Genomic DNA, 3,063 nt, shown 5'->3' with positions numbered 1-3,063 from the left:
CAAAGTTACTGCGGATGGGAGGAAGTACAGCTATACGACCGCCACTCAGACCTTTACCCAAATAATCATTGGCTTCTCCTTCTAACTTGAAATTAACTCCCGGAACAAGGAAGGCACCGAACGACTGACCGGCAGCTCCTTTGAACTTGATGTTCAGTGTATGTTCCGGTAATCCTCTTTCTCCATATTTTCCGGCAATAACTCCGGAAAGCATGGCACCTATGGCACGGTCTGTATTGGCAATCGTATATTCCAGAGAAACTTCTTTTTCATGTTCGATTGCTTCTTGTGCCGCATCTATGATAGTGACGTCTTTTACAGAAGAAACTCCGTGCTCCTGATCGATGACATGACGGATAGCTGCACTATTGTCTATACGTGCCAGCATTTTTGTAAAATCGATTAACTCGTGTTTCGGGTTTAGATCATCTTTCATTGATTTACGTTGAATTAAATCTGTACGTCCGATGATATCGTCTAAGCGAGTAAAGCCCATTTCTGCCAGATATTCACGTACTTCCTGCGCCAGAAAGGTGAAGAAATTGACTAGATATTCGCTACGTCCGTGAAAGCGTTGCCGTAATTCCGGGTTCTGAGTGGCAACTCCTACCGGACAGGTGTTTTGATGACATTTACGCATCATGACACATCCCAATACGATCAGTACAGAAGTTGCGAACCCATATTCTTCGGCTCCCATCAGTGCCATAAGAATAATGTCACGTCCGGTTTTCAACTGTCCGTCAGCTTGTAGAATGACCTGCCCGCGCAATCCGTTCAGAACCAATGTCTGTTGAGTTTCACTCAATCCCAGTTCTGGAGATATTCCTGCATATCTGATAGATGATGCCGGAGAAGCTCCTGTACCACCTTCAGCACCTGAAATTACGATTAAGTCGGCTTTTGCTTTTGCTACTCCTGCCGCAATGGTTCCTACACCACTTTCTGCCACTAATTTCACGCTGATCTTGGCTTTTGGATTTACGTTTTTCAAGTCGAAGATCAATTGTGCCAGATCTTCGATAGAATAGATGTCATGGTGGGGAGGCGGAGAGATCAATGAAATACCCGGTATGGAATGACGGGTTTTAGCTATCACATCATCTACCTTAAATCCGGGAAGTTGTCCGCCTTCACCTGGTTTGGCGCCTTGAGCTATTTTAATTTGTATTTCATCTGCATTGACCAGATATTCAGCCGTTACCCCAAAACGACCGGATGCCACTTGTTTAATGGAACTTCTCAAAGAACTCCCGTCCGGCAGAGGCTGGAAACGGGAAGAATCTTCTCCGCCTTCACCGGTATTACTCCGTCCGTGAATCGTGTTCATGGCAATAGCCATCGTTTCGTGCGCCTCTTTACTGATCGCTCCAAATGACATTGCTCCTGTAACAAAACGATGCAGTATATTTTCTGCTGGTTCTACCAAGTCAATGGAAATGGGGTTGCGACGGAAATCAAGAAAGTCGCGTAGGAAGATGGGAGTTGCCTTATCATCGACTAAATGAGTATATTCTTTGAACTTTTTGTAACTTCCCAAACGGGTAGCAAGTTGCAGAGTACTGATCGTTTCCGGATTCCATGCATGTTTTTCTCCGTCTTTACGGAAAGAATACAACCCTTTGTTCGGCAATAAGCGGGTGTTTTCTTCTACCGAAAAACCTTCATCATGAAAGGCTATTGCATCTTTTGCAATTTCTTCCAGCCGAATACCACTGATAGGAGAACTGATTCCTCCGAAATAGGCCTTACTTAATTCTTCACTTAATCCGACGGCTTCAAATATTTTGGCTCCCCGATAAGACCGGATAGTGGATATTCCCATTTTACTCATGATCTTGAATAAGCCTTTGCAGATAGACTTTATATAGTTTTTCTCAGCAGTAGCATAATCCAACTGGATATCTTTGTTTTTTACCAACTGATCTAAGATTGCAAATGCCATGTATGGATTCAAGGCACTGGCTCCAAAACCCAGCAACAAAGCTGCATGCATGACCTCACGAATTTCTCCGCTTTCTACAATTAGTGCGGTTTGTACCCGCTTTCCTACAGAAATAAGATGATGATGAACAGCACTCACTGCAAGTAAGGAGGGAATAGCGGCATATGTAGAGTCTACTTCACGATCTGTTAAGACAATATAATTAACTCCTTCGGTAACGGATGCTTCCGCCATTTTGCAAAGTTCATTCAGGGACTCCTGTAATCCGGCTTTTCCTTTGGCTACTTCAAACAATATAGGTAATTTCACCGTTTTGAAACCTTTGTAGCGAATGTTGCAAAGAATGTCCAATTGCGTATTACTTAAAATCGGATGGTTCAGACGTACCATTTTGCAGTGACTCTCGCTGGGAGTGAGAATGTTCATTCCCACAGCTCCGATATATTCTGTAAGCGACATAACCAACTCTTCACGAATCGGATCAATTGGAGGATTGGTTACTTGGGCGAACTGTTGCCGGAAATAGTTATAAAAAAGTTGTGGCTTGTCGGAGAGTACTGCTAAAGGCGTATCGTTACCCATAGAATTTACAGGTTCTGCTCCTGTACTGGCCATTGGCATGATTAACCGTTCGATATCTTCTTTTGAGTATCCGAAGGTAAGAAGCATTGAGTCGTAGTCTTCTATATGGTGAGGTACTATACGACCGCTTTTCAGTTCATCCAACTCAATGCGGTTGTTTGCCAGCCACGTACGATAAGGCTTGGCTTCTGCCAATTGTCTTTTCAACTCGCCATCGTAGTAGATTTCTCCCTTTTCCGTGTCTACCAATAATATTTTCCCGGGCTGAAGACGACCTTTTTCTTTGATATCTCCCGGTTCGAAATCCATTACTCCTACTTCAGAAGCTACTACCATCATGTCGTTCTTAGTGATGAGATAACGGGCCGGTCGTAAACCGTTACGATCGAGCATACCCCCGACAAACCGTCCGTCACTGAACAATAAAGCAGCCGGTCCGTCCCAAGGTTCCATGAGGATGGAATGATACTCGTAAAACGCTTTTAGATCTTCACTGATCGGATTCTTTTCATTGAAAGACTCCGGAACCAACATTG

Annotated in this window: 1 protein-coding gene; it reads right to left on the bottom strand. The window is 43.9% G+C overall.

Annotated elements, in window-relative coordinates; all coding sequences use genetic code 11:
- Positions 1-3,063: glutamate synthase large subunit (gene gltB, locus PHO71_RS25870; RefSeq protein WP_300209062.1), on the bottom strand; the 3,063-nt coding region annotated here is incomplete at both ends.

Origin of the sequence: Bacteroides sp. (assembly GCF_028690125.1) — a bacterium.
Taxonomy (GTDB): Bacteria; Bacteroidota; Bacteroidia; order Bacteroidales; family Bacteroidaceae; genus Bacteroides.
The sequence above is the reverse complement of the archived record's forward strand: the minus strand, read 5'-3'. Positions and strand labels throughout refer to the sequence as shown.